Below are 19,855 nucleotides of genomic sequence, written 5' to 3'. Positions count from 1 at the left end.
GACAGGTGTCAGCGGTTAAGGCGCGCGAGCAGGCTCGACGTATCCCAGCGCTTGCCGCCCATCTTCTCGACCTCGGCGTAGAACTGGTCGACCAGCGCGGTCACCGGCAGATTGGCGCCGTTGCGGCGGGCTTCGGCCAGCGAGATCGAGAGGTCCTTGCGCATCCATTCGACCGCGAAGCCGAAATCATACTTGTCCTCGTTCATGGTCTTGTAGCGGTTCTCCATCTGCCAGGACTGCGCGGCTCCTTTCGAGATGGTCTCGATCACGGCGGCGACGTCGAGGCCACTCTTCTTGGCGAAGTGGATACCCTCGGAGAGGCCCTGCACCAGGCCCGCGATGCAGATCTGGTTGACCATCTTGGTCAACTGGCCGGAGCCGGCGGGCCCAAGCAGCTTGCACATCCGTGCATAGGCGCCTGTGATGACCGGCTCGGCGCCGGAATAGGCGTCCTGCGCGCCGCCGCACATCACCGTCAGCACGCCGTTCTCGGCGCCGGCCTGGCCGCCCGAGACGGGAGCGTCGATGAATTTGAAGCCGGCCTCGGTGGCGGCAGCGTCGAGCTCGCGTGCGACCTCGGCGGAGGCGGTGGTGTGGTCGACGAAGGTCGCGCCCTTCTTCATGCCGGCGAACGCGCCGTCGGGGCCGATCGTGACCGCGCGCAGATCGTTGTCGTTGCCGACGCAGCACATCACGAAGTCCTGGCCTTCGGCTGCCGCCTTCGGGGTTGCAGCGGTCTTGCCGCCGAACTTGTCCGCCCATTCCTTCGCCTTGGCCGCGGTGCGGTTATAGACGGTGACCTCATGGCCCCCTTTTTTCACGAGGTGTCCGGCCATGGGGAAGCCCATCACGCCGAGACCGAGGAAAGCGACTTTAGCCATGTGTGGTACCTTGTCCGTAGTTTGGGTTTTACGGTTTTTGCCGGGCGAGGGGGCGCCTGGTTCCGCTATGAGGGCGGATTAGGAGCGCACCATAAACCCTTGAGGCCAGAGGGCAACGGCTTCGTTTGGCAGCCGCCTGTGCTAGGATGGCGGGACTTAAGGTCCTACATAAAAAAAGGGAGCGAAAGCATGGGCGGCGTGAGCGTTGGTGTCCTCGATCATTTCAACATCCGGACCCGGAATCTGGCCGAGACGGTCCGCTTCTATGAGGACGTGCTGGGCCTGGAAAAAGGCGCCCGGCCCGATTTCGCCTTCCCGGGGGCCTGGATGTACAGCGAGGGCAAGGCGGTGGTGCACCTCGTCGATATTTCCCCGACCTCGGAGCCACAAAAGCCGGATTCCGGCGTTGTCCACCATGTCGCCTTCGTCAGCCGCGGGTTCGACGGCATGAAGCAGCGGCTGACGTCCAAGGGCATGAAATTCGACTCCCGCCAGGTCCCGGGCGGCGACCTCTGGCAGATCTTCGTCCACGACCCCAACGGGGTCATGATCGAGCTCAATTACGAGGCCGCTGCGGAGCAGGGGGCTGCCCCCGCGGAGATGGCAGACGATATCGGCAAGCAGTAGCCTTTTGGCCGTTTCCGCTCTAATGGGGCATCCTCAAGCCTTGAGCGTGATCTGATCGGAAAGCCGCTCCACACTTTTCCGGATCATGCTCTGTTCAGGAGATGCGCTTTGAGCGTGACGCAGCAACAGGTTCTCGACAGCCTCGCCAGGATCAAGTCGCCCCGCGGGGTCGCGCTCACCAATGCCAATGTGCTGAGCGCGATCAGCGCGGCCGACGGCAAGGTGTTCTTCTCGATCAACGTCGATGCCGCCGAGGCGCGGGCCTGGGAATCCGTCCGGGCCGAGGCCGAAGCCGCCGTGCGCGCCATTCCCGGCGTCACCACCGTGATGGTGGCGCTGACCGCCGAGCGCAAGCCGGGTGCCGCACCGCCTCCGCCGCCAACGCCGAGCCGCGGCACGCCGGGCGTGCAGCCGGTCCACGCCCACAAGCCACCGCCGCAGGGCGGCGCCCAATCGCCGATGGCGCGCCAGTCCGAGATTCCGGGTGTCGCCGCCGTGATCGCGGTTGCCTCGGGCAAGGGCGGCGTCGGCAAGTCGACCACCGCGCTCAACCTGGCGCTGGGCCTGCGCGACCTCGGCCTCAGGGTCGGGCTGCTCGATGCCGACATCTACGGCCCCTCGGTGCCGCGGTTGACGGGCCTCCACGAGAAGCCGGCGCTGGACGGCGAGCGCAAGATGATTCCGCTCAGGCGCTTTGGCCTCGCCATCATGTCGATCGGCTTCCTGGTGGAGGAAGAGACCGCGATGATCTGGCGCGGTCCCATGGTGATGTCGGCGGTGACGCAGATGCTGCGCGACGTCGCATGGGGGAGCCTCGACGTGCTCGTGGTCGACATGCCGCCGGGCACCGGCGATGCCCAGCTCACGCTGGCGCAGAATGTACCGCTCAAGGGCGCCGTGATCGTCTCGACCCCGCAGGACCTGTCCCTGATCGATGCACGGCGGGGGCTTGCGATGTTCAGGAAGGTCAACGTGCCCGTGCTCGGCATCGTCGAGAACATGAGCTACTTCCAGTGCCCGCATTGCGGCACGAAATCGGACATTTTCGGCCATGGCGGCGCGCGCCACGAGGCCGAGAAGCTCGGGGTACCGTTCCTGGGCGAGATCCCCCTGCACATGGCGATTCGCGCCACCTCGGATGCCGGCAATCCCGTGGTCGACAGCGAGCCGGACGGCCCTCATGCGGCGATCTATCGCGCCATTGCGGGGCAGGTCCGGGACCAGCTCAAAGGCGTTATCGCCGCGGCCTGATCCGGTCTTTTGGGGACATGCGACTTTCGTAGAGCCCCGTCATGCCATTGTCGCGTTCCGAAAGCGGGGCTTCCGTGTTAAAGGCCACGGCAGTCAAGCCCCTTCGGTTCGACGCGACAAAAACGCGTCGCCGGAACGAGCGGCGACAACGAGGAAGTTTAGGGGAAACGCCCCAACAAGGAGAGACCTGAAGATGAAGCGTCGTGATTTCCTGAAAGTGTCGGCAGCAGGCGCGGCGGCGACCGCCGCGGTGGCCTCGCCGGCGATCGCGCAGTCCATGCCCGAGATCAAGTGGCGCCTGACGTCGAGCTTCCCGAAGTCGCTCGACACCATCTATGGCGGTGGCGAGCAGCTGGCGAAGTACGTCGCCGAGATGACCGACAACAAATTCCAGATCCAGGTGTTCGCCGCCGGCGAAATCGTCCCCGGCCTCCAGGCGCTCGATGCGACCTCGAACGGCACGGTCGAGATGTGCCACACCGTCTCCTACTACTATGTCGGCAAGGACCCGACCTGGGCGATCTACGCCTCGGTGCCGTTCGGCCTCAACGCGCGCCAGCAGAACTCCTGGTGGTACCAGGGCGGCGGCGAGCAACTCGGCAACGAGTTCTTCAAGAAGTCGAACGTGATCGGTCAGCCCTGCGGCAACACCGGCACCCAGATGGGCGGCTGGTTCCGCAAGGAGATCAAGACCGTTGCGGACCTCTCCGGCCTCAAGATGCGCATCGGCGGCATCGCCGGCCAGGTGCTCCAGAAGGTCGGCGTCGTGCCGCAGCAGCTCGCCGGCGGCGACATCTATCCGGCACTGGAGAAGGGCACCATCGACGCCGCCGAGTGGGTCGGCCCCTACGATGACGAGAAGCTCGGCTTCGCCAAGGTCGCCAAGTACTACTACTATCCCGGCTTCTGGGAAGGCGGTCCGACCGTCCACGCCTTCACCAATTTGGACAAGTGGAATTCGCTGCCGAAGAACTACCAGGCGATCCTCACCAACGCGATGGCCAACGCCAACAGCTGGATGGCCGCGCGCTACGACATGCAGAACCCGGCGGCGCTGAAGCGTCTGGTCGCCGGCGGCACCCAGCTTCGTCCCTTCACCAACGAAGTGCTCGAGGCCTGCCTCAAGTCGACCAACGAGCTGTGGGGCGAGATCTCGGCCAAGAACCCCGACTTCAAGAAGTCGATCGACGCCATGCAGGCCTACCGCTCCGACGAATATCTATGGTGGCAGGTCGCCGAATACACCTACGACAGCTTCATGATCCGCTCGCGCACCCGCGGCTGATCTTTCGAAACGTCGCAAGACGACAGAGCCCGGCCTCGTTTGCGAGGCCGGGCTTTTTCTTTGCCGCCAGCGGCCGCCCAAACAAAAATATGAAAAACAACCCCATGCACAGTAGAAGCAGGGTGAGGGCAGGCCGCCCTGTGAATGCTGCCAACAGCTTGACGCGTCGGGGCAAATCAGCGGGAAGGGGCAATCGTCGCACAGCCGGGGCCAACGCGGCGATTTTGCCTGATCGCGGCATCTGGAATGACATCGTCATTTGCCCCGCGTCCGTTCCCGCATCGTCATTGCGCGGAGCCCTTGCGACGAAGCAATCCAGACTGTCACCGCGGAGGGTTGCTGGATTGCTTCCGCCTTCGCCGAGGCTTCGGCGGACAAGTCGCTACGCTCGCAATGACGAGTGGATGGAGTTGGGGCTCAACCCAGCAACGAACCCGTTTGACACGTCGGGCAAAACAGTGGCAAAAAGCTAGCATCGTATAATCCGAAATTGGCGCTGCGGTGCCGATCCCGTGAGGTGACGATGAGCTTCGATCCCGATGAGGTTCGACGCGCGCTGCGCAAGGCATGGTCGTTGTCGACTTCCAGCCAATGGACGCCGAACAATCCGGCGGTAGGACAGTGCAACGTCACGGCGCTGCTCGTTCACGAACTCTTCGGCGGCGAGCTGCTGAAAACGCCTCTGCCGGCGGCCGATCACTTCTACAATCGGATCGAAGGCCGGCGGTACGACTTCACCTTATTGCTGCTGGACGCCTCCCCTCCTTAGACCGTCGACAATGAAACGCCCGCATTCCAAAGTAGCAGATTTTCCCGGCGGGTTGGTCAGGGTCGTCACTGACTAAGTTCACGCCTTTCTACCACGCCCGTGTCCATGTCCGAGTTGGGTCCAGGCTGTGTAAAGCGGGTACTTGTCAACGACAAGCGCTCTCGTCGTTGACGCTTTTCGCGAGGGCAGTCCCGGGTCGTTCCGCCCCCGTGCAGTTGTTTCACGCTATTGGTGCCGCGGATATTTTTCTTCCTGATCCTGCTGGAACCTCTCAATCGCGTCCTTTACCTTTGGAAGCAGATTGTAGATCGGCGGATTGTTGTTGAGGACACCAATCTTGAACTGCGGCGGATACTTGACGAGGTCCTTGATGTACGAGGCCGCCGCGCCCGCCAATGGTACGCCCATCGGAAGATGGCGTAGCCCTGTTGACACGTCTTCCTTTGGATTGGTGTAGAGGTTCACCATGACCGCGCCTCCTGTGTCGACAGCGATCGGACCACTGAACCCGCCCCAATCACCCTTCTGAAAGAACCCATTCTCGATTTCAGCCGTCCAAATGTATTTGAACTCATCGATGCGGATCATCGCGAAGTATTGATTGAGGGTGTAGATGCGCTCGCGGCGGGCCGACTCACCATTGTCGGCGAGCAGCAGGCCGGACTGATCAACGCCATCGACGTAAGTCGTCTTCGGGAAGAACTCGGCAAGCTGTGCACCGGGCTTACCTGCCAGCGATACAAAGGTCGGCAGGATGTCCGCTTGATCGAACAGTCCCTCCGACCGGCGCGGCTTTATCATGCCTTTCCAGTAGGCAAATGTCGGGACGCGCACGCCTCCCTCCCATGACGAACCCTTGCAGCCCCGGAATAGGGTTCGGCCATGCGGCGGGATTTCGCATTCGGGTCCGTTGTCTGAGGTCAGTAAGATCAGCGTATTCTCAAGCTGACCCGTATCCTCAAGCGCCTTGACGAGTTGCGCGAGCACATAGTCCATGTGCACCAGGCAGTCACTATACACGGTGCGCGCTCGCGATTTTCCTGCCCACTCGTCGGACGGATAGTTGTCGAAATGACAGCCGCGCGTCGCGTGGTAAAGGAAAAACGGCTGCTTGCTGTCCTTCATCTGCTTGATGAAATCGACGCTGTAGTCCATCCAGCGCTTGTCGAGGTCCTTGATGTAGGCAAGATCGATCAGCTTGAGGTTTTCGCACTGTTCCGTGTTGGTGGGAGTGCAGTGAACCTCATAATGACTGAACGGAGCCTCTTCCATCATCTTGAAGCGGGACGGGCTCAGCGCTATTTCGGGTTCAAAATACTGATCGCGCCACTCCGTGTACTCGTCAGACACGCTGAGAAATCCGAGATAATCATCGTAGCCAACGTTCTGCGGCAGGGAGCCACGGTTCTCGCCCATGTGCCATTTGCCTGCACCACGCGTCACGTAACCAAGCTTCTTAAGAATGCTCGGGAGCGTGATTGCGCCGTCAAGCCCGCCCGGCTCGCCATACATCGGCGGACGGAGAATGCCATGGTGCAGCGGGTTCTGCCCTGTCATGATCGTGGCGCGGCTCGGCGAGCAGCTCGGCGTCGAGTAGGCCGAGGTCAGGTTCAGCCCCTCGTTGGCCAGCTTGTCCATCGTAGGCGTTTCGTTGCCAACCGCGATGCCCCCGCCGTTGAAGCCGGGGTCCGTCCAGGCCACATCGTCGAGTAGGAATACAATGAGATTGGGCTTCTTGCCGGTCTTCCTTTCGAGGTCAGCGAGCTTTCCGCGCGCCTGTTGCTCCTGTTCCGAATGGGCGATAACGGGATACATGTTGTCGGCTGGCTTCACCGGTTTTAGGTGAATGAATTGATCTGGATGATCGTAGCCTTTGGCGGTCGTGGGGCCGGTAGCGCTGCCTCGAATATTCTGCGCGAACGAAACACTCGACATCGTGAGGGCCGCTAACCCGAGCGCGCCCGCCACTAGTGCTGCAATTGAAGCTCCACTGGCTTTGGTTGATTTCAAGTCGCTGAGACGGAACCGTACAACAGGCATGTTTCCCTCCTGATCACACAGAAAAGATGGCGCGGACTGTCGCAATTTTGAGTCGGTAAAAGCGAAGTGCCAAGCAGCTAAGTCGGAGCGACTTACTGTGCCTTGTTTATCGTTTCCTGGACCTTCTGTTGGTGAAGCTTTTCCTCCGCAGCCTTCATCGGGACCAGCTTGACCGTTAGCTTGTCGATCTTGCCGGTGAAACGGAATGGCGGCTGGTAGTCCTTGTCGTCCACGCCAGTGCGGGTGTCCACACCGACATCGAAGGTCTCGTAGATCGTTTCGACGAACGGAATGGTGTGCGGGATAGTCCTGCTGGCGACTTCCTTGCCATCCACCGACAGGACGCCGGTGCCGCCCTTGCCAAAACCGGGGCCGTCATACTTGAAATCAAACACGATGGTATGCTTACCCGGTGCGAGCGCCGCTGGGCTTTCCCATCGGAAGCGCTCCACGTTAAAAAAATTGTACACGAAGACTGGTTTGCCCTTGAGCAAGTAGAGACCATGACCACCGCCACGGCCCCCGAGCGTATTGATCATGCCTTCTGCGCCTCCCTGCGGAATTTCAACCTCGGCGGTGATGGAGTAGGACTTGCCGGCAATGTCGGGGGCGCTGCTGTAGGGAAGACCAGACGATTCACCCGAGTAGGTGAATAAGGTCCGACCCGCGGTCGCGCTCGGTCGCGGCGTGACTGCGCGAGCGGTGAAGCTGTTATCCAGCGGGAACACGTTGTATTTCTGCGCCGTGACCAGAAACAGTTCCTTCATGTCGCGCAGCCTGTCCGGCATCTTGGCCGCGAGGTCGTTGTTCTCCGAATAATCCTCGGCGAGATTGTAAAGCTCCCAGGTGTAGCCGTTGACGACATCGGGAAACTTGCCGAAGCCCAGATCCCACGGCGGCTCGGGCGGCGTGGTGGCGGCGAGCCAGCCGTCGTGGTAGATCGCCCGGTTGCCGACCATCTCGAAATATTGCGTGCTGCGGGTCGAAGGGGCGTTCGCGTTTGCTTTGTCGAAGGTGTAGGACATGCTCACGCCTTCGATCGGCTTCTGAGCAACGCCGTTGACCATCACCGGCGCTGGAATGCCGGTGGCTTCGAGGATCGTCGGCACGATGTCGATCATGTGATGAAACTGCGTGCGGATGCCGCCCACCTCGTTGATGTGACCGGGCCATGAGATGGCCATGCCTTGACGGGTGCCGCCGAAGTGCGACGCGACCTGCTTGGTCCATTTGAATGGTGTGTCAAAAGCCCAGGTCCAGGCCACCGCAAAGTGCGGCGTGGTTTGGGCCGAACCCCAAACGTCGTAGAATTTCAATTGCTCCGCGACTGGAATGTTGACGCCTTGGATCGCGGCCATTTCGTTCGGGGTGCCGAGGATGGAGCCTTCGGCGCTGTTGCCGTTGTCGCCGCTGATGTAGATGATGAGTGTGTTGTCGAGCTTGCCCTGGTCTTCGACTTCCTGAATGACCCTGCCGATTTCATGGTCGGTGTAGGCCGTGTAGGCTGCAAAAACGTCCGCCTGGCGAATGAAAAGCTTCTTCTCGTCGGGGCTGAGCGTGTCCCATTTTTGTAGCTTCGCGCCGCCGTATTCTGGCTGGCCATCCGGCCACGGTGTGAGCTGGGTATTCGCCGGAATTACACCGAGCCGTTTCTGGTTGGCGAAGATTGTCTCGCGCAGCTTTTCCCAGCCCTGATCGAACAAGTGCATGTCGCTGATCTTCTTGATCCACTCTGGCGTAGGCTGGTGCGGTGCGTGCGAGCCGCCGGGCACGTAATAGATGAAGAACGGCTTGTCTGGCGCGGCGTTGTTCAACCCCCTCATGTAGTTGATCGCATCGTCCGCCATGTCGGTGGTGAGGTTGTAGCCGGGGCGTCCTACCCACGGAAAGACTTGCGTCTGGTCGCGGAAGAGAAACGGCGTCCACTGGTCAGTTTCGCCGCCCATGAAGCCATAGAAGTGATCGAACCCCATCCCGTTCGGCCATTGATCAAAAGGTCCTGCCAAGCTCAGTTGATAGCTGGGAGTGTTGTGGTTCTTGCCGATCCACGCCGTCGTGTAGCCGTTCTCCCTCAGGATCGTGCCGATGGTGGCACTCTCCGGCCCGATGACGGAGTCATACCCCGGGTATCCGGTGGACATTTCGGTGATCACGCCGAAGCCCACCGAGTGATGGTTGCGGCCCGTGATCAGCGCTGCCCGCGTCGGTGAGCAGAGAGCAGTTGAGTGGAACTGCGTGTAACGCAGTCCGGCGTTCGCGATGCGATCCATTGCAGGAGTTGGGATGACGCCGCCGAAGGTCCCCGAAACTCCATAGCCTTGATCGTCTGTCATGATCAGGAGCACGTTGGGCGCACCCTTGGGCGGCACTACTTGCGCAGGCCAATACGGTTTCGACTGGCTGGCCCCAAGGTTGATCTCGCCGCCGAACTTCGGCGGCGGCGGCGGGAGATACTTTCCATCTATCGTCGTCGTGGCGCTGGGTGAACCCGGCGTGCCGGTGGTTTGTTGCGCGAGGCTGGTTGTTCCCAGCGCGCACAGCAAATAAGCGGCGGTGAGTGTGGTGCCGCAAAGCAGCAAGTTGCGGCGGTTGCGGCTTTCTGGCTTTGAGCTATCGTCATCCTGGCGGGCACGGGTCATTGGAAGCTCCCTCTTGGAGACGTCAGAACCCTGTGGGCGCCTACTCGGGACACAATGCCGCAAGGCTTCTATTGATCTAAATCAAGACGGTGCCCACAGGTCCGAAACGTCGCCTTCGGTCATTCGCGACAGGGCCAGACCAGCAGCAAGTCCGGCGATGTCCGTTATGCCGCCGGAAGCGGAAGTAAATTCAGAGCATTGGCCGGACCGCGACCAGCCATTGCGGGTTGGTGGCGCTGCCCGAGACGTGATTCAAGCTCCAAAACCGGAGCCTCGAATCCGTCCAAGACCACCGATCTACAGCTGCGGGCCAGATAGTCTGACCTCTCGCTCGGCGCGGAAGACATTGCCATACAGGTTGCTGATCCATTGTCTTCCGCTCGACGTTACGTTCAGATAACGGATCGCCGTTGGGACTTGCGGTGCGACCCTGGTCCAGTAGAACTGCGGATATTTGTGCACCACGTCCGCGGGTGTGGCGTATCCGAGCGATTTGTTGAGCCCTATCTCTTCGAATTCATAGAAGAGCGCATTTGATTTCTTCATGTAGTTCGGATCGCCGAGCTGGCCGATCAGATCAGCGGCGCGCAGCAACAAACCTTCTTCCTCGTCCAGATCATCCTTGAGTTCGCTCGTTGGTGCGTCTGTATAGGGAAAGCGGGTATATTCGATGGCTTGGGCAACGCGCGCGGCGTCGATCTGGTCGACAGCGTCGAGGCGCTCCACCGCGAACAATTTTGAGCGATCGACGTGATAGGGCGCAAGCGCTGCATCGGAGGAGCCGACCGGCAACTCAACCGTTCGGCCGGTACCATCAACGACATAGGCGCCCTCCTGGTCTCCGTAGATGACGCCCCGAACGTAGCCGATGTCGTGGATCAGACAGGCCAGGATAAAGTGAGCGTAATCGCTGGCCGTGGTTTGCCTCAGAAGTGAGCGGCCGATCAGGATGTCGTGCCCCACCAGCGTGACCAACAGGGTGTGCTCCACGTTGTGATACAATGCATCGCTGTTGCCGATACATTCCAGGGCCAGCTTCGCAGCGTAAGGGAGCAATTCCGGCAAGCTGGCATGCGATGAGCCGAAGCGGCCCTTTGTCTCCGAGATGAGGAACGCACCGAGCGCCTGGGACGTCAGTTCCGGAATTGTTATCATGAGCAAGGTCCTCGTCGACGAACCCCCAATAAGCCTGCTGCAGGATCAGGAGGGAGAGGAGGCCACTGGAAGAATGCGACGCCGAGCTGGAAATTGCCGGGCGCCAGCGAACTGAAAGGCGACGTCACCGCCTGAAATGGGCTGAACATGACGTGAGGCCAAAGGCGGGGGTGATGCTTGACCTAGATCAACGTGGCTGCGGCGCATGCTACGTCTGCCCGGCAGCAACGCCCGTTCAGGGTGGTCAAAAGCCGGCGTGCGGCGCGAAGGCCAGTCAGCCGGAGGCTGACATCGGCCGACAATTCAGCCATGGCGCCAATTTGTCGCCGGACCGCGTTGCTGGTCCGCCCTAGAAAGCGCGAAGGGTGCACCGGTACGCTCGGGTTCGAATGAACTCCACCCGACGGCGGAGCGACATGTTATTCTGGGTCATTGTATTTATGTGATTATCAGGAGACCGGATCATGATTCCTCAGGATCGGTTTCGCGGCCTTTTTCATAAATATCTGTTCGCGCTTTTCGTGGCTGTCGCGATCCCACTTGCATTCAACGGCGTCATTGAGGCGTGGTTCGGCTATCGCGATCAGCGCGCGAGGCTCGACCAGTGGCTTAGCCTCCAGTCCGCATCCGCGGCCGCCGAGATACACGATTTCATCCACGGCATCACGAGTCAGCTTGGCTGGCTGGTTCAGCTTCCATGGAGTGACGAGTTCGACGAACGCCGGCGGACCGACGCGTTGCGCCTGCTTCGACAAGCGCCCGCCATCGTCAGTCTCACACTCCTCGACGGCAATGGCCTGGAGCGTCTCTACATCTCGCGGATCGGCCTCAATCGTATCGAGAGCCGCACGGACCGATCAGCCGATCCCGCCCTGGTTGGTGCCCGCGCAGCTCAGATCTGGTTCAGCGACGTCAGCTACAATCGAGGCTCCGAACCGTACTTGACGGTCGGGATTGCCGGCAACCGACCGGCTGTCGGCGCAGTCATAGCCGAAGTGAACCTCAAGCTGATTTGGGACGTGATCTCGGCGATCAAGGTCGGAAAGACCGGCTCCGCCTTCGTCCTGGACCGATCGGGTCGCCTGATCGCCCATCCCGACATCAGCCTCGTGCTCCGCGGGGCGGAGGAAGCAACCTCCAAGCCATTTCGGGCTGTGCGGGACGCGATAGGGTCGAAAGCGGGCTTCGCAACGAGCCGGGATGCGCAAGGACACTATGTTGCCGCCAGCGCTGCTCCCGTACAGGGCCCCGACTGGACAGTCGTGGTCGTGCAGCCGCTATCCGAAGCTTACGCGCCGATCTATTCCGCCCTGTGGCGGACGGCAATGCTTCTCGCAATCAGCACCATGCTCGCAGGCATTCTTGCCTATGCATTGGCGCACCGGATGACGGAGCCGATCAAGCTGCTCGAGGAGGGCACGGAGAGGATTGGTGCCGGGTCCTTTGACCACCGCATCTCGATCCACACCGGGGACGAGTTCCAGCGTCTTGCAAACAGTTTCAACAGAATGGCGTCCGAGCTGGCGCTGGCGCAGCAGCACCAGGAGCGCATCGCCAAGCTCAAGCGGTTCCTTGCCCCCCAGGTCGCCGATCTCGTCGATCGAGCCGGCGATGACAGCGTGCTGGACGGCCGCCGTACGGAAGTCGTCGTTGTCTTCTGCGATTTGAGGGGGTTCACCGCGTTTTCAGCAGGCGCCGCGCCCGAGGACGTCATGAGCGTATTGTCGGAATATTATGAAAGCCTTGGCAGGGTCATCACGAAATTCGAGGCAACGCTGATCAATTTCTCCGGAGACGGACTGATGGTGCTGGTGAACGCACCTGTCCCGGTCGTAGAGCCTGCATTGAGAGCCATCGATCTCGCCATCGACATGCAGACGAACGTGCAAGCCCTCATCGCCGGCTGGCGATCGCGTGGCTACCACATTGGTTTCGGAATCGGCCTTGCCAGCGGGCCGGCGACTGTCGGCCGGATCGGATACGAGGACCGGCTCGACTACACCGCCATTGGAAGCGTCGTGAATCTTGCGGCCCGGCTGTGCGCATCTGCCGCAGACAAGGAAATCCTGATCGACGCCAAAGTCGCCGCCGACGTCAAGGGCAGGCGGCCCGTTGAGGATCTCGGGGGCCGCGAGATCAAAGGATTTGACGAAGCCATTCCAGTCTTCGGAATATCCTTCGAGGCTCTCGAGCCGAGTGGCCGCGGGATGCCCGGCACAATCCGCTAGAGACTGTCCGCGTATCCGGGGCTATGCTCCGGCAAACGGCTGACGGCAGCGGGTCCGTGGGCATGAGGTGCGCCAACTCTGAAGCAGCAACGCTACGCAGACGCGCCAGACGGCGTGATTTTCTTCTTTGGATGGCAGGCGCCGCGACGTGGACGACCGTCTCGTATGGGCAGAAGCCCTCCATGCCGGTCATCGGATATCTTTGCCCGGAGTCACCCGAGCTCTTTGGCAGTCGACTTGAGGCTTTCCGACAGGGACTGGAGGAAGCCGGCTTCGTCGAGGGGCGCAATGTGGCGATCGACTTTCAGTGGGCCGCCGGACAATATTCTCGATTGCCAGCCCTGGCTGCCGAATTGGTCGCCAGAAATGTAGATCTGATCGTGGCTCCTGGCGGGGCTCCCGTGGCACTTGCCGCGAAGGGTACGGGTACGACCAAGACCATCGTGTTCGAGATGGGCGGCGACCCCGTTCAGCTACGCGTGGTGGACAGCCTGTCGCGGCCGGGCGGAAATATCACGGGGGTATCGAGCCTGAGCGTCGATGTGTCGCCAAAGCGGCTTGAGCTGATGCGCGACCTGTTGCCCACGGCGACCCGATTGGCGGTGGTCGCCAACCCGACAAGTCCGACCGCACCATCACAATTGCAGAAGCTTCAGGCGGCCGCAGAAACCCTGCGGGTTCAACTGCAGATCTATAGCGCAAGCAAGGAGGATGAATTTGAATCCGTGTTCGCGGCCGTTGCCAGGGACGGGCCAGGCGGAGTTGTGTTTACCTCCGACCCTTATTTTGCATTTCGCAGTGCCCGGCTGGCGGCTCTCGCGATGAAATATCAATTGCCCGCAATCACGCAGACCCGAGACTTTCCCGTGGCTGGAGGCTTGATGAGCTACGGAGGAGATTTCGTGCAGTCGCACCGTCGCGCGGGTATCTATGCCGGACGCATTCTGTCGGGCGAGAAGCCTTCCGATCTTCCGGTTCAGCTCGTCACGAAGGTGGAGCTCGTTGTCAATTTGAAGGCAGCGAAACTGCTCGGCCATCCGTTCTCCGCAGCAGTCATTGCCGGCGCGGACGAGGTGATCGAGTAAACCATCATGGGAACGCGCCCAGATCGGCTTACACGAACCTGACAGGGGGCGCGGGCGAGCCTGCCACGCGCTTTTTCGCTGGCCGAGGCGGCCGGAATGGTGGAAGAGAGCGAAGATGCGGCGCGAGCCGTGATTGCACCGGAACATCCGGCGGGACTGCGATGCGCCTTCTGATCGTCGAGGACAATGTCGAGCTGTCGCGGCTCGTTGCCGCCGGGCTGTCGGCCGCCGGCTACCAGAGCGACATCGTGAGCACCGCGGCCGAGGCACGCGAGGCGGTCAGCAGCGTCAGCTATGCTGCGATGATCCTCGACCTCGGCTTGCCCGACGGCGACGGCCTGTCGGTACTGCGCGAGCTGCGCCGGCAGATGGAGCCGCTGCCGGTGCTGGTGCTGACCGCGCGCGGCGGCCTGCAGGATCGCGTCAGCGGCCTGCGCAGCGGCGCCGACGACTATCTCGCAAAGCCGTTCGCGATGGAGGAGCTGGTGGCGCGGCTGGAGGCGATCCTGCGCCGGCCCGGCCAGCTGCTCGGCCGCTCCCTACGCCTCGCCAATCTCGTCTACGACACCGAGAGCCGCCAGATCTTCGTCGACGACCAGCCGCGGATCATCTCCGCGCGCGAGACGTCGGTGCTGGAGATTTTGCTGCGCCGGCAGGGGCGGGTGGTGCCGAAGAAGAATGTCGAGGACCACATCTTCGGGCTCGAAGGCGAGGTCGCCTCCAACGCGGTCGAGGTCTACGTCTCGCGGCTGCGCAAGCAGCTCACCGAGCACGGCGCCAAGGTCGTGATCCACACCATCCGCGGCGTCGGCTATCTCATGTCCGAGGAGAAATAGCGTGGCGGCCGCCGGGGCCTATGGCAAATCGCCGACATTCAAATCGTTGATCTGGCGCATCGTGTTCATGCACATCGTGGCGGTCGCGGTCGTCGCGATCTTCCTGCCGCTGGTGCTGTTCTGGCTGCTCAATTCCGAAGTCGACCAGCTGCACCGCGAAGCCATGCGCGCGCAGGCCGAGGTGCTGGCCGAGCGCATTGTCGCGGCGCCGGACGGCCTGCTGACGTTCAACCTGCCGGACAGCCTGCGGGGCCTCTATTCGGAGGCCTACGGCCGCTATCTCTACGATATCCGCGATGCCGACGGCCGTTTGCTGTTTTCGTCCCGCCGCAAAACGGGAGCGGCCGCGTCGGCGCCGCCGACGCTTTCCGAGACGATTTCCGGCGCCGGCGTCACCCGCATCATCGACGGCAAGATCGTGCGCATCCGCGTGGCCGAGGATCTGGCGCATCGCGACGTCATCATCGACGACATCATCTCGAACTTCTTCCGCCGGGTCGGGTGGATCACCATTCCGATCCTGCTGATCCTGCTCGCCGCCGACATCATCATCTTCCGCCGCGCCATCGCGCCATTGTGGAAGGCCTCGGAGGAGGCCAGCAATATCGGCCCGGCGCGCACCGACATCCGCCTGCCGACGGAACAGATTCCGCGCGAGATCATGCCGCTGGTCACCGCCGTGAACCAGGCGCTCGACCGGCTCGAGGACGGTTTTCGGGTGCAGCGGCAGTTCACGGCGGATGCCGCGCATCAATTGCGCACGCCGCTCACGATCCTGCGTACGCGGATCGAGACGCTGGGCGATGGCGCCGCGCGGCAGGCGCTGCACGCCGACATCGAGGGCATGAGCCGCATCGTCGCCCAGCTGCTGGAGATCGCCGAGCTCGACACCCTGGTGCTCGATCCCGGCGAGACCGCGGACCTGCGCGCCGTCTGTGCCGAGGTGGTCGGCTCCATCGCGCCGTTCGCGATCGCGCAGCACAAGGACATCGCGCTGAAGGGCGCCGACGCGCCGGTGCTGATCCATGGCAATGCGGAGATGCTCCAGCGCGCGATCTTCAACCTCGCCGAAAACGCCATCAAGTTCACGGCGAAGGATACCGCCGTCGACGTCGAGGTGCGCGAGGACGGTTCGGTGCGCGTGCGCGATTGCGGCCCCGGCATCGCGGAGAACGAGCGCGAGCTGATCTTCCAGCGCTTCTGGCGCGCCGACCGCCAGCGCAGCGACGGCGCGGGCCTCGGGCTCTCGATCGTGCGCGGGGTCGCGGACGATCATGCCGCGACGGTGGCGGTGGAGAATCTTCCGGGCGGCGGCGCGGAGTTCACGCTGCGGTTTCGGCTGGCGGAGAAGACGGCTTCTTCACCCTCTCCCCTTGTGGGAGAGGGTGGCTCGCCGCGATAAGCGGCGAGACGCGGCGCGCTATTTCAGCTTGCCCGTGGACAGGTCCATGACCATGCGCGTGGCCAGATAGAGCCGCGGCACGATGCTGTTGATCTGCACATATTCGGCATCGTTGGAGTGCGCGCCGAAGCCTGACAGGCCCATGCCTTCCACCACGGCGCCGCTGGTCTTGAGCGCGGCAAACGCGGCGTCGGTGCCGCCGCCGGTGGCCTTCTCGTCGACCTTGAGGGACAGTCCGATCTCCCCATAGATCGTCTTGCCGTAGGCCGCGACGCGGCGTGAGGCATCGTTGGCCTCCAGCGGCGGACGACGTACCTCGAATTTCAGCTCGACCCTGGAGTCGGGCAGCAGGCGGTTCTTGATCTTCTCCTGCAACGCCTTCTGCAACTCGTCGAAATCGGCGACCTTGAGCGCACGTGCGTCGGCCTGGGCCGAGGCGTCGGCCGGGATGACGTTGCGGTTGGTGCCGGCCTTCGAGACCGTCCAGTTCAGCTTCAGGCCCTGCTCGGGCTTGGACAGGTCCTTCATCTGCAGCACCTGGTGCGAGAGCTCGTACAGCGCGTTGACGCCGCCCTCGGGCCGCGCGCCCGCGTGCGAGGACTTGCCGTGCACCGTGAGATAGGCCGAGCCGATGCCGCTGGTGGCAAGGCGCAGCGTGCCGTCGGTGCCGCCGCCCTCGAACGAGAACACCACGTCCTGATCCGCGGCGAATTTGGTGATGGTGCTGCGCCAGCCGGGCGAGGAGATCTCCTCGTCGCCATTGGTGAGCACCGTGAGCGTGCCGTAATCCCTAAAATTGAGTTTCTGGAGCATCGCCACGGTATGGAGAATGAGCGCGACGCCCTGCTTGTCGTCGGCAATGCCGAGGCCGTAGGCCTTGTCGCCGTCGACGCGGAACGGTTGGTCCTTCAGCATGCCCTTCAGGTACACCGTGTCCATGTGGGCGATCAGCATGATCTTCTTGCTGCCGGTGCCCTTGAACACGGCGTGCACGGCCGGGCCGATTGTCTCGGGCGTGTCGTCGAGGCGATAGACGTCGGTGGGGTGCAAAATCTCCACCGTGCCGCCGAGCTGCTTGAGCTGGCCGGCAACGCGCTCGGCGATCTGGTTCAGGCCGTCGATGTCCTTGCTGCCGGATTCGATACTGACGAGATCGCGCAGCGTGTCGAGCAGCGGCTGCTGCTCCTTTTGCGCCAGCGCATGGACATCGGTCATCGGTTCCGCATGCGCAAACGTTGCGGCACATGCCACCCAGAGCGATGCGATCAAGGGAGCGAGCGACGGAGCAGGGAGCGATCGGGACATGCGCGGCGGTCCATCAGTTGGAGGATGGCCCGGTATGCCCGTGTTTGCGTTGCTTGTCACGCGCGCGGGCGCGCGCGTCATGAACCGCCGAGGCGGAACATGACGGCGATGGTTATGGCCGCTACTTCTGCGGCGGTCCGAGATCCAGCGGCGGCAGGTCGATCTGCGGCACTTCGATCTTGACCTTGTCGAGGTCGACGTTGAGCGGCTTGTCGAGCAGGCCCGTCACCGTGATCGGGAAGATGATCACGAGCAGCACCATGATCAGCTGCAGGCCGATCCAGGGGATCGCGCCCCAATAGATGTCGGAGCTCTTCACTTCCTTCGGCGCCACGCCGCGCAGATAGAACAGCGCGAAGCCGAACGGGGGATGCAGGAACGAGGTCTGCATGTTCACGCACAGCATCACGCCGAACCAGATCAGCGCCGCGTCCGGTCCCACCACCGGGGCGAGGACCTTCTGCGCGATCGGCGCGATCATCGGCAGGATGATGAAGGCGATCTCGAAGAAGTCGAGGAAGAACGCCAGGAAGAAGATGAAGAGGTTGATGAAGATCAGGAAACCCCACACGCCGCCGGGCAGCGAGGTCAGCAGATGCTCGAGCCAGACGCCGCCGGAGACGCCAAGGAACACCACCGAGAAGCAGGTCGAGCCGATCAGGATGAAGGTGACCATGCAGGTGAGGCGCATGGTGGACTCGTAGCCCTGCTTGATCAGGTCGCGCAGCTCGGGGATGCGTGCGGCCTGGATGCAGATCCACGCCACGGCGAGATAGGTGACGGCGAACGAGAGCCTGAAGACCAGGTTCTCGGTGAACAGCATCGCGACGATGGTGCCGACGCCGGCGGCGATCACGCCGCCGATCAGGATCATGCGATCCTTCGAGGTGAAGTCCTTGTGATGGATCGCGGCGAGCACGATGGCGCCGACCGCGCCCATCGCGCCGGCTTCCGTCGGGGTCGCAAGACCCATCATCATGGTGCCGAGCACGACGAAGATCAGCACGGCCGAGGGGATGATGCCCATCAGGCACTTCTTCCACAGCGCCCAGCCGGTGAGCGTGCGCGCTTCCTTCGGCACCGGCGGCACGTGGCTCGGCTTGATCAGGCCGAGGATGAAGGTGTAGCCGGCGAACAGCATGATCTGGAACACCGACGGACCCCAGGCGCCGAGATACATGTCGCCGACCGACTTGCCGAGCTGGTCGGCGAGCACGATCAGCACCAGCGAGGGCGGCACCAGCTGCGTGATGGTGCCGGAGGCCGCGAGCACGCCGGTGATGTAGCGCATGTTGTAGCCGTAGCGGATCATCACGGGCATCGAGATCAGCGCCATGGCGATGACCTGGGCCGCCACCGTGCCGGTGATGGCGCCGAGGATGAAACCGACGATGATGACGGAATAGCCGAGGCCGCCGCGGACCGGGCCGAACAGCTGGCCCATCGAGTCCAGCATATCTTCGGCTAGTCCACATCTCTCTAATATGGCGCCCATGAAGGTGAAGAACGGGATCGCGAGCAGCAGCTCGTTGGAAAGCACGCTGCCGAACACGCGGCCGGGAATCGCCTGGAGGAAGTTGAGGTCGAAGAATCCGAGATGGATGGCGAGGAAGCCGAAGGAGAGGCCGACCGCCGCGAGCGTGAACGCGACGGGGAAGCCGATCAGCATCGCCAGAACCAGGCCGCCGAACATCAGCGGCGGCATCATTTCCAGCGTAATCATTGGGTCGGCCTCTCGTACTTGGCGTCGATCGTCACATAGCCCTGGAGAGCCGCGATTCGCTTGATGACTTCGGAAACACCCTGGAGCGCCAGCAACACGAAGCCGGCGGGGATCACGAACTTGATGGGCCAGCGGATCAGGCCGCCGGCATTGCCCGACATCTCGCCGACGTTATAGGCCTGCATGAAGAACGGCCAGGACAGATAGGCGAGCAGGAGGCAGGAGGGGATCAGGAAGCAGAGCGTGCCGATCATGTCGAGCCAGAGCTGGCCGCGTTCCGAGAGCGTGAGGTAGAAGATCTCGACGCGGACATGCTCGTTGCGCTTGAAGGTGTAGGACGCGCCGAACATCACCAGGATGGCGAACATGTACCATTGCAGCTCCAGCCAGCCGTTCGAGGAGTTGCTGAAGGCATAGCGGATCATGGCATTGGCCGCGCTGACCAGGCACGCCAGCAGCACCAGGATATTACAGACGTACCCAATCTTTTCATTGAGGGCGTCGATGGCGTTGCTCACCGCCAGCAATGGACGCATCTTACTTTCTCTCCGTCGCCGTCGCGGCCTAACACTTTACGGGAGGCTTCAGCACGCATCGCCTGGCCGGCGTGCGAAAAGCACGCGACCGCA

15 protein-coding genes are annotated in these 19,855 nt (G+C 62.4%); 8 read left to right on the top strand and 7 right to left on the bottom strand.

Translation table 11 applies throughout. The features are described from left to right. Positions 1–8: 8 nt before the first annotated feature. Positions 9–881, bottom strand: a complete 873-nt coding sequence (locus ACVJ5M_RS30855) for an NAD(P)-dependent oxidoreductase (RefSeq protein ID WP_456679558.1) — start codon at positions 879–881, stop codon at positions 9–11. A 189-nt stretch (positions 882–1,070) separates the two neighbouring features. Here ACVJ5M_RS30855 and ACVJ5M_RS30850 point away from each other — a divergent pair, with 189 nt between their 5' ends. From ACVJ5M_RS30850 to ACVJ5M_RS30835, 4 genes are all read left to right on the top strand, one after another. After that, complete coding sequence (locus ACVJ5M_RS30850) at positions 1,071–1,508, top strand: VOC family protein (RefSeq protein ID WP_063984035.1); 438 nt, start codon at positions 1,071–1,073, stop codon at positions 1,506–1,508. 108 nt (positions 1,509–1,616) lie between these two features. Continuing rightward, the gene (locus tag ACVJ5M_RS30845; RefSeq protein WP_063984034.1) at positions 1,617–2,759 is read left to right on the top strand and encodes an Mrp/NBP35 family ATP-binding protein; all 1,143 of its coding nucleotides are present in this window, start codon (positions 1,617–1,619) and stop codon (positions 2,757–2,759) included. Between the two features lie 193 nt (positions 2,760–2,952). Beyond that, a complete protein-coding gene (locus tag ACVJ5M_RS30840; RefSeq protein ID WP_014496209.1) occupies positions 2,953–4,044 on the top strand; it encodes a TRAP transporter substrate-binding protein in 1,092 nt (363 codons plus the stop codon). Positions 4,045–4,567: 523 nt separating this feature from the next. Continuing rightward, the gene (locus ACVJ5M_RS30835; RefSeq protein ID WP_425364300.1) at positions 4,568–4,813 is read left to right on the top strand and encodes a YunG family protein; all 246 of its coding nucleotides are present in this window, start codon (positions 4,568–4,570) and stop codon (positions 4,811–4,813) included. 225 nt (positions 4,814–5,038) lie between these two features. On the opposite strand, the gene ACVJ5M_RS30830 is transcribed toward ACVJ5M_RS30835, so the two are convergent. The 3 genes from ACVJ5M_RS30830 to ACVJ5M_RS30820 all read right to left on the bottom strand — a co-directional run bounded on the left by ACVJ5M_RS30830 (position 5,039) and on the right by ACVJ5M_RS30820 (position 10,647). Next, positions 5,039–6,853, bottom strand: a complete 1,815-nt coding sequence (locus ACVJ5M_RS30830) for a sulfatase-like hydrolase/transferase (RefSeq protein WP_231144572.1) — start codon at positions 6,851–6,853, stop codon at positions 5,039–5,041. 92 nt (positions 6,854–6,945) lie between these two features. Then, a complete protein-coding gene (locus ACVJ5M_RS30825; RefSeq protein ID WP_084795176.1) occupies positions 6,946–9,492 on the bottom strand; it encodes an arylsulfatase in 2,547 nt (848 codons plus the stop codon). A gap of 297 nt (positions 9,493–9,789) precedes the next feature. After that, complete coding sequence (locus ACVJ5M_RS30820) at positions 9,790–10,647, bottom strand: metal-dependent phosphohydrolase (RefSeq protein WP_456679557.1); 858 nt, start codon at positions 10,645–10,647, stop codon at positions 9,790–9,792. 464 nt (positions 10,648–11,111) lie between these two features. Between ACVJ5M_RS30820 and ACVJ5M_RS30815 the strand changes: the two genes are divergently transcribed. The 4 genes from ACVJ5M_RS30815 to ACVJ5M_RS30800 all read left to right on the top strand — a co-directional run bounded on the left by ACVJ5M_RS30815 (position 11,112) and on the right by ACVJ5M_RS30800 (position 16,198). After that, a complete protein-coding gene (locus ACVJ5M_RS30815; RefSeq protein ID WP_063984029.1) occupies positions 11,112–12,875 on the top strand; it encodes a cache domain-containing protein in 1,764 nt (587 codons plus the stop codon). 131 nt (positions 12,876–13,006) lie between these two features. Next, the gene (locus ACVJ5M_RS30810; RefSeq protein WP_063984028.1) at positions 13,007–13,960 is read left to right on the top strand and encodes an ABC transporter substrate-binding protein; all 954 of its coding nucleotides are present in this window, start codon (positions 13,007–13,009) and stop codon (positions 13,958–13,960) included. Positions 13,961–14,121: 161 nt separating this feature from the next. Continuing rightward, entirely contained in the window at positions 14,122–14,796 is a 675-nt protein-coding gene (locus tag ACVJ5M_RS30805) for a response regulator transcription factor (protein WP_028146749.1), read from the top strand. A 67-nt stretch (positions 14,797–14,863) separates the two neighbouring features. Then, positions 14,864–16,198: a sensor histidine kinase gene (locus ACVJ5M_RS30800; protein WP_371498199.1), complete on the top strand. Its 1,335-nt coding sequence runs from the start codon at positions 14,864–14,866 to the stop codon at positions 16,196–16,198. 18 nt (positions 16,199–16,216) lie between these two features. Here ACVJ5M_RS30800 and ACVJ5M_RS30795 read toward each other — a convergent pair whose 3' ends face one another. From ACVJ5M_RS30795 to ACVJ5M_RS30785, 3 genes are all read right to left on the bottom strand, one after another. Next, the gene (locus tag ACVJ5M_RS30795) at positions 16,217–17,503 is read right to left on the bottom strand and encodes a M20/M25/M40 family metallo-hydrolase (RefSeq protein WP_063984026.1); all 1,287 of its coding nucleotides are present in this window, start codon (positions 17,501–17,503) and stop codon (positions 16,217–16,219) included. A 121-nt stretch (positions 17,504–17,624) separates the two neighbouring features. Further along, positions 17,625–19,226 carry a TRAP transporter large permease gene (locus tag ACVJ5M_RS30790; protein WP_063984025.1) on the bottom strand — a complete coding sequence of 534 codons (1,602 nt, stop codon included), beginning with the start codon at positions 19,224–19,226 and terminating at the stop codon, positions 17,625–17,627. Beyond that, on the bottom strand, positions 19,223–19,762 hold the full coding sequence (locus tag ACVJ5M_RS30785) for a TRAP transporter small permease subunit (protein ID WP_014496195.1): 540 nt from the start codon (positions 19,760–19,762) through the stop codon (positions 19,223–19,225). The genes ACVJ5M_RS30790 and ACVJ5M_RS30785 overlap by 4 nt, the downstream gene beginning before the upstream one ends. Positions 19,763–19,855: the final 93 nt, after the last annotated feature.

Source organism: Bradyrhizobium sp. S3.7.6 (assembly GCF_054061875.1).
This window is presented reverse-complemented; position numbering and strand designations above follow the sequence as displayed.